Source organism: Microbacterium sp. 18062, assembly GCF_902706225.1.
Taxonomy (GTDB): domain Bacteria; phylum Actinomycetota; class Actinomycetes; order Actinomycetales; family Microbacteriaceae; genus Microbacterium.
On record NZ_CACSKB010000050.1, the window covers coordinates 21,085 to 27,344 of the forward strand.

General features: G+C 72.3%; 8 protein-coding genes. 4 read left to right on the top strand and 4 right to left on the bottom strand.

All coding sequences use genetic code 11. The features are described 5' to 3' along the window. Positions 1-27: 27 nt before the first annotated feature. A complete protein-coding gene (locus GVL03_RS15585) occupies positions 28-717 on the top strand; it encodes an LON peptidase substrate-binding domain-containing protein (RefSeq protein ID WP_159501927.1) in 690 nt (229 codons plus the stop codon). Positions 718-751: 34 nt separating this feature from the next. Here GVL03_RS15585 and GVL03_RS15590 read toward each other — a convergent pair whose 3' ends face one another. Beyond that, complete coding sequence (locus GVL03_RS15590; RefSeq protein ID WP_159501928.1) at positions 752-1,624, bottom strand: aldo/keto reductase; 873 nt, start codon at positions 1,622-1,624, stop codon at positions 752-754. A 96-nt stretch (positions 1,625-1,720) separates the two neighbouring features. Here GVL03_RS15590 and GVL03_RS15595 point away from each other — a divergent pair, with 96 nt between their 5' ends. From GVL03_RS15595 to GVL03_RS15605, 3 genes are read left to right on the top strand one after another with little or no spacing between them, the layout of a single operon-like run. Further along, the gene (locus GVL03_RS15595) at positions 1,721-2,506 is read left to right on the top strand and encodes an SDR family oxidoreductase (protein WP_159501929.1); all 786 of its coding nucleotides are present in this window, start codon (positions 1,721-1,723) and stop codon (positions 2,504-2,506) included. 33 nt (positions 2,507-2,539) lie between these two features. Further along, on the top strand, positions 2,540-3,028 hold the full coding sequence (locus GVL03_RS15600) for a hypothetical protein (protein ID WP_159501930.1): 489 nt from the start codon (positions 2,540-2,542) through the stop codon (positions 3,026-3,028). A gap of 4 nt (positions 3,029-3,032) precedes the next feature. Beyond that, positions 3,033-4,064, top strand: a complete 1,032-nt coding sequence (locus tag GVL03_RS15605) for an aromatic acid exporter family protein (RefSeq protein ID WP_306770347.1) — start codon at positions 3,033-3,035, stop codon at positions 4,062-4,064. 125 nt (positions 4,065-4,189) lie between these two features. Here GVL03_RS15605 and GVL03_RS15610 read toward each other — a convergent pair whose 3' ends face one another. Genes GVL03_RS15610 through GVL03_RS15620 form a run of 3 tightly spaced genes read right to left on the bottom strand, consistent with a single transcriptional unit; the run spans position 4,190 to position 5,617 of the window. Then, positions 4,190-4,552 carry a TraR/DksA C4-type zinc finger protein gene (locus GVL03_RS15610; protein ID WP_159501931.1) on the bottom strand — a complete coding sequence of 121 codons (363 nt, stop codon included), beginning with the start codon at positions 4,550-4,552 and terminating at the stop codon, positions 4,190-4,192. Positions 4,553-4,569: 17 nt separating this feature from the next. Beyond that, positions 4,570-4,968 carry a hypothetical protein gene (locus tag GVL03_RS15615; RefSeq protein WP_159501932.1) on the bottom strand — a complete coding sequence of 133 codons (399 nt, stop codon included), beginning with the start codon at positions 4,966-4,968 and terminating at the stop codon, positions 4,570-4,572. A gap of 58 nt (positions 4,969-5,026) precedes the next feature. Next, the gene (locus GVL03_RS15620; RefSeq protein ID WP_159501933.1) at positions 5,027-5,617 is read right to left on the bottom strand and encodes a nucleoside deaminase; all 591 of its coding nucleotides are present in this window, start codon (positions 5,615-5,617) and stop codon (positions 5,027-5,029) included. Between the last annotated feature and the right edge of the window lie 643 nt (positions 5,618-6,260).

Genomic DNA, 6,260 nt, shown 5'->3' on the forward strand with positions numbered 1-6,260 from the left:
TGCCCGGTCGGATGGTTGACTGGGGCGATGGAACCCGTCGCGATGTTCCCGCTCGGCACGGTGCTCCTCCCCGCGATGCCCCTGACCCTCCGCATCTTCGAGGAGCGCTACCGCATCATGCTGGGGCGCCTCCTCGACGAGGAGACGCCCTCGTTCGGGGTGACGCTCATCGAGCGCGGCCACGAGACCGGAGGAGGCGACGATCGGTTCGCGATCGGCACGATGGCGCGGATCACCCGCGTCACCCCCGGCGCGGAGGACATCGTCGTGCTCGCGTACGGCGGTCGCCGCATCCGCGTGACCGAATGGCTCGACGACGATCCGTATCCGCGGGCGCTCGTGGAGGACGTGCCGCACCTGGAGTGGAAGGACGAGCTGAGACCGCTGCGCGACGAGACCGAGCGGACCGTCCGCCGGGTGCTGGCACGGGCGGCCGAGTTCTCCCCCACCACCTGGGACCCGGGCATCGCGCTCGCCGACGATCCGATCACCTCGACGTGGCAGCTGGCCGGCATCGCCCCGCTCGGCCCGTTCGACCAGCAGGCGCTGCTGCAGTCCGGCACGACCGGACACCTGCTGCGTCAGACGCTCGATCTCGTGCTCGACGCGGAGCCGGGCCTGACCGCCACCGCGACCGACGAGGACTTCGACGCCGCGATCGCAGCCCTGCTGCGCGCCGAGGCCGACGACGACACGGACGACGACGAGCCGCGCTGAGCGCCGAGGCACGCATCGGCGCTCCGGCCGCGGATCAGACGAAGTCGTCGGGGTCGAACCCGACCCGCTCTCCGTTCTCGAGAGCGGCGATCTGCTCGATCTGCGCGCCGCTCAGCGCGAAGCCGACGACGTCGGCGTTCTGCCTGATGCGGTCCGCGTCGGTGGACTTCGGGATCACGCTCAGCCCGTTCTGCAGGTGCCAGCGGATCAGCACCTGAGCGGGAGCGACGCCCAGCTCGTCCGCGATCTGCGCGATCACCGGATCGGACAGCAGGGTGTTCGGCTTCGAGGCTCCGCCCCATCCCGAGTTGCTCGTCCCGCCCAGCGGGCTCCAGGACTGCGTGACGATCCCGTGGTCGGCGTCGAACGCGCGCGTCACCCACTGCGGCAGATGCGGATGCAGCTCGATCTGGTTCACCGCCGGCACGATGCCGCCGGTGTCGAGGATGTCCTGCAGGTGGTGCGGGGCGAAGTTGCACACCCCGATCGCGCGGGCCTTCCCGGTCGCGGCGATCTCCTCCATCGCCTGCCAGGTGTCGATGCGCTCCCGGCGGTCGCCGCCCGGCCAGTGCACCAGATAGAGATCGACGTACTCGAGGCCCAGTCGTTCGAGGCTCCGATCGATCGCGGCGAGCGGCTCGGTGCGCCCGCGGTCCTGGTTCCAGAGCTTCGTCGTCACGAAGACGTCGTCGCGCGCCCGGCCCGTCGCGGCGAGCCCCCTCCCCACCCCGCGCTCGTTGCGGTAAGCCGCCGCGGTGTCGATGAGGCGGTAGCCGGCGTCGAGGGCGACGGCGACGGCCAGCTCGACCTCGTCGTCCGTGGCCTGCCACACTCCGAGGCCGAGGCGCGGGAGGGATGCGCCGGTGTTGAGGGAGATGTCGGGCGTGGAGGCGGCGGGCACGGTCATGCGGATCCTTTCGACGGGCAGCACCCAGGTTCGTGCGACGACCCGCCGGTCGTCAACCCCGGCCTCTCGCCAGGCCGCGACTGCGAGCATGGGCGGATGCGCACCCTCATCCCCGGAACCACGGCCCTCGTCACCGGCGCGAGCTCCGGCCTCGGCGTCGAGTTCGCCACCCGCCTCGCCCGCCGGAAGATCGACCTGGTGCTCGTGGCGCGCCGGGAGGACCGGCTGCAGGAGCTCGCCGGACGTCTCCGCGCCGATACCGGCGTCGACGTGACCGTGCTGCCCCGGGATCTCTCCGACCCCGGCGCGGGCGCGGCGCTGCACGCCGAGGTCGCCGAGCGCGGCCTCACGATCGGCACGCTCGTGAACAACGCCGGGTTCGGGCTGCGCGGCGACGTGATCGACAGCGACCCCGATCGCCTCGACGAGATGGTGCGCCTCAACGTCGGGGCGCTGACCGCCCTCGTGCGCGCGTTCGTCCCCGACATGGTGCGTCGCCGAAGCGGCGCCATCGTCAACCTCGCGAGCATGGCCGCCCTCGCCCCCATCCCGCACATGGCCGTGTACTCCGCGACGAAGGCGTACGTGCTGCATCTCACCGAGGCGCTCGCGAACGAGCTGCGCGGCACCGGCGTCACCGCCCTCGCCGTCTCGCCTGGCCCCACCCGCACCGAGTTCTTCGACGTCGCGGGCGGCTCGATCGGCTCGGACGGCGTCTACCTGACGGCGGAACAGGTCGTGGACGCGACGCTGCGTGCGCTCGACCGACGCCGCCCGCCCGCGCAGGTCGTGCCGGGGCGCGGTCACGCGGCCGTCGCGGCGCTCACCCGCCTGCTCCCCCGCCGTGCCCTGGTCGCCGCGAGCGGCCGACTCATGCGCTGATCCGCTCCGCATCCTGCGGAATAGGCTGGTGGCGTGACCGATGTCCCCTCGACCGTCCGCTTCGTCACGCCCCGTGGGCGTCTGATCGTGCTCGGCGTGCTGTGTCTGCTGGCGGCCCTGCTCGGTGTCGTGATCGTCCTCCTGAACGGCGAGAACACCGTCGGGCTCCTGCTCGGCGTCGCCGCGATCGGCGTCTTCGGGGTCGGCGGCGGGACGTCGGTGATCAATCAGCTCCGTCACGCGACGGTTCTGCGTGCGGACGCCGACGGCATCCGGATCGCGAAGGTCGGCACGGTGCCGTGGGCGGACGTCGACCGCATCGGCACGACGCCGCGCGGCGAGCTCGGTCTCAGGTTCCGCCGCACCGACGCCCTGCTCGCGAATCCGCGGTCGGGCCTGGACGCCGCGACGCTCCGGGCCACGCGCGGTGTGAGCGGCGGCTACGACCTGACGTTCACCGCCCGCGAGCTCGGCACGCCGGCGTCGGACGCGGCCCGGGCGCTCCGTCGGCGGCAGCCGTGATGCGATGATGCGCCTGCCCGCCGGCATCCGCGCCGCACGCCGCACGCCGTTGCTGCTCGTCGTGAAGTCGGCGGTCGCGACGATCGGCGCCTGGCTGCTCGCGCAATGGCTCATCCCGGGGCCTCTCCCCGTCTTCGCGGCGATCGCCGCGCTGCTGGTCGTGCAGCCGAGCGTCAACCAGTCGTTCAGCAAGGCGATCGAGCGCTCGGTCGGTGTGATCGCCGGCGTGCTGCTCGCCTCCGCCCTCGGGCTGTTCCTCGGCAACGCCACGTGGGTGATCCTCGTGGCGACCGCCGCGGGTCTGCTGATCGCGTGGGCGCTGCGCCTCGCCCCGGGAGCGGCGAGCCAGATCGCGATCAGTGCGATCCTCGTGCTGTCCCTCGGCACCGCCACCCCCGGCTACGCGTTCGACCGCGTGATCGAGACGCTGCTGGGCGCGGTGATGGGGATCGTCGTGAACGTGCTGCTCGTGCCGCCCGTCGCGGTGGAGCCGGCCCGCGAGGCGACGGCGCGGCTCGGCACCGAGCTCTCGGCATCCCTCGACCGGCTCGCCGACGCGCTGACGACCGTGCTCGACCGCCCGCAGCTCGAGGAGCTGATGCTGGAGGCGCGGCTGATGCGCCCGATGCGCGACGCCGCGGATGCGGCGATCACGGCCGGCTCCGAGTCCCTGACGCTCAACCCGCGCGGCGGTCCGCACCGTGCGGAGCTCGCCGAGATGACACGGATGCTGGCCCTGTACACGCCGATCGTCACCCAGGTCACGGGCATGACCCGCGCGGTGTACGATCACTATTCGCCCGACATCGTCGGCGAGCCGCACGTGCGCGCGATCGCCGAGCAGCTGCGCCGGGCGGCGCACGACGTCGAGCGGGTGGGTCGCCCCGGCGACGCCGCGGTCGACGAGCCGCCCGCCCTGACGACACCGCTCGAGATCGCGAGGCCCCCGGCCGCGCACTGGATCCTCATCGGCTCGCTGCTCGAGGACCTGCACCGCATCCACCACAGCCTCATCGACACGGCGGAGTCGCCCTAGGCCGGGCCGATCCGGCCGTGTCCGGCTCCGCGTCGCGTGCCTCGCAACTCCTCCTCCCTCGCGAGCCGAGACGCTCCTGCCCCTCTGTCACCCGCCGATCGGAGTTGCGCGCCTCGCTCCCGCCGTCACACCGCGGAGGCGCACGGCACGCACGTCACCGCCGTCGGTCGCGCCCGCATCCGCTCGATGGGGATCGGCCGCCCGCATCGGATGCAGACGCCGTAGCTGCCGTCGGCGATCCGGGCGAGGGCCGCGTCGATCTCCTCGATCTCGCGGAGCGCGCCGAGTCGCAGCCCCTCGAGGCGGGACCACTCGGTCGACAGCGTGGCCCCTTCCGGGTCGTGCTCGTCGTCGGCGCCGGCGGGGTCGCCGCGGGCGGCGATCACCCCGCCGACCGCCTCCCGACGGGCGAGCGCGTCGCGCACGGCCTGCGCACGGAGCGCGGTCAGCCGGTCCGTGAACTCCGCGTGGTTCGCCGCATCCGCCATGCCCCGACGGTATCCGGCTACTTCGCGGTGACGACGACCGTGAACTCGAGCGGCTGGATGCCGCCGTCCGCGTTGGTCAGCGTCACCTCGGTCGTTCCCTCGCCGACGGCCTCGACCCCCGGGTCGAAGGCGGCGCTGCCCTCTTCGCGCCCGGCGACGAAGGTCGCCACGGCCGGATCGGCGACCTCGCCGGTGTAGCTGTCGACCGCGAGATCGCCCGTCGTGATGTTGAGCACCTGGCCGACGACGAGGTCGACGGTCGCGCCCCGCAGGTCCTCCGCCGTCTGCGTGACGGGCGCGACCACGTCGCCGCCGATGAGGGTGGCGTCCGAGGTCGACTCGGACGAGGAGCACGCGCCGAGTCCGGCGGCGGCGGCGATCACGACGGCGCCGACGGCGATGCGCATGAGCTTCATCCGGTCAGTATCTCAGCGCCGCCGGGACGCCGCGATCACGATCGGGCAACGGAGCCCGTCATTCCACCGCGCCGCGGGCGTTGTAGACGATGGAGTCACTGTCGCCGTAGGCCCGGAACACCGCGACGGCCTCGTCGTGCCGCGTGCCGATCGAGACGCGGATGCCCCGGCTCTCGAACTGCTCCGCCCAGTCGGCGACGACGGGTCCCTCGTCGAACCCGGTGATCTCCTCGAGGAGCGGTCCCTCGCCGGCCACGACGAGCGAGCGCACGCCGCTCCACATGGTGGATCCGTAGCACATGACGCACGGACGCCAGTTGACCACGAGCTCGAGGTCGGCGCCCCCGGCGCCGAGGTCCCAGCGCCCGAGGGCGGTCTGCGCGAGGCTGAGCGTCGTCACCTCGGCGTGCATCGAGCTCAGCCCCGAGGCGAGCACCACGTTCACCCCGGCCGAGACGAGCGCACCGGTCGCGGTGTCGACCACGATCGCCGCGAAGGGTCCTCCGCTGCCCTCGCGCCAGTTGCGGTCGGCGAGCGCGTTGACGAGGTCCATCCGGTCCTCCGCCGTCGACAGCACGGCGGGGAGGTCGTCGAGCTCGTCGAGGAGCCAGGAGGGCAGGGATGCGGAGAGCGCGGAGGCGAGGGGCATGCCGCCATCCTCGTCTGCCCGTATGTCGGCGCTGTTACGAGAGCCGGATGCCGCGCCGCGCCTCGGGCGTTCGGTGTCCCGGCACCGGCGACCAGAGGCCTGTGGGCCTGTGGGCCTGTGATGGTTACACCGACCTGTGATGGCTGCAGGAACTTCCAGCGCCACGGCAGGAAACAGGCGCCATCACACGATCCCTGTCAGGCGACCGCCGCCCAGTCCCCCGGATGGCGGCACCAACCCGCGATGGCTGCGTCAACCTGCGATGGCTACGGCAGCCCTCGCTGGCTGCGGGAGCCAGGGATGGCTACATCAGCCCTCGCTGGCCGCATCAACCTGCGATGGCTGCAGTTGCGTGCAACGGCCGTGATCAAAATCCTCGCTGCTGCGCCCGACGGCTACGGGGAGCTGAGGGGGCTACATCAATCCCCAGTGGCTACATCAATCTGCAGCAGCTACGCCAAACTGCGGCGGCTGCGGGAGTATCTGGCGCCGCTGCGGGACACAGGCGCCGGACGTGGTCAAGTCCTTTGAGGTGGTGTACGGATCGGTCTCGTGATTCTTCGTGGGGTTACGCGGTGAGGGCTCGGTAGTCGGGTTCGGGGACCTCCTCTGGGTTGGGTTCTGGTTCGCCGACGCGGCGGGC

Bases quoted from the DNA above. Each gene is read 5' to 3' on its own strand.
- GVL03_RS15585 (WP_159501927.1), top strand. From the start codon at position 28: ATGGAACCCGTCGCGATGTTCCCGCTCGGCACGGTGCTCCTCCCCGCG.
- GVL03_RS15590 (WP_159501928.1), bottom strand. From the start codon at position 1,624: ATGACCGTGCCCGCCGCCTCCACGCCCGACATCTCCCTCAACACCGGC.
- GVL03_RS15595 (WP_159501929.1), top strand. From the start codon at position 1,721: ATGCGCACCCTCATCCCCGGAACCACGGCCCTCGTCACCGGCGCGAGC.
- GVL03_RS15605 (WP_306770347.1), top strand. From the start codon at position 3,033: ATGATGCGCCTGCCCGCCGGCATCCGCGCCGCACGCCGCACGCCGTTG.
- GVL03_RS15610 (WP_159501931.1), bottom strand. From the start codon at position 4,552: ATGGCGGATGCGGCGAACCACGCGGAGTTCACGGACCGGCTGACCGCG.
- GVL03_RS15615 (WP_159501932.1), bottom strand. From the start codon at position 4,968: ATGAAGCTCATGCGCATCGCCGTCGGCGCCGTCGTGATCGCCGCCGCC.
- GVL03_RS15620 (WP_159501933.1), bottom strand. From the start codon at position 5,617: ATGCCCCTCGCCTCCGCGCTCTCCGCATCCCTGCCCTCCTGGCTCCTC.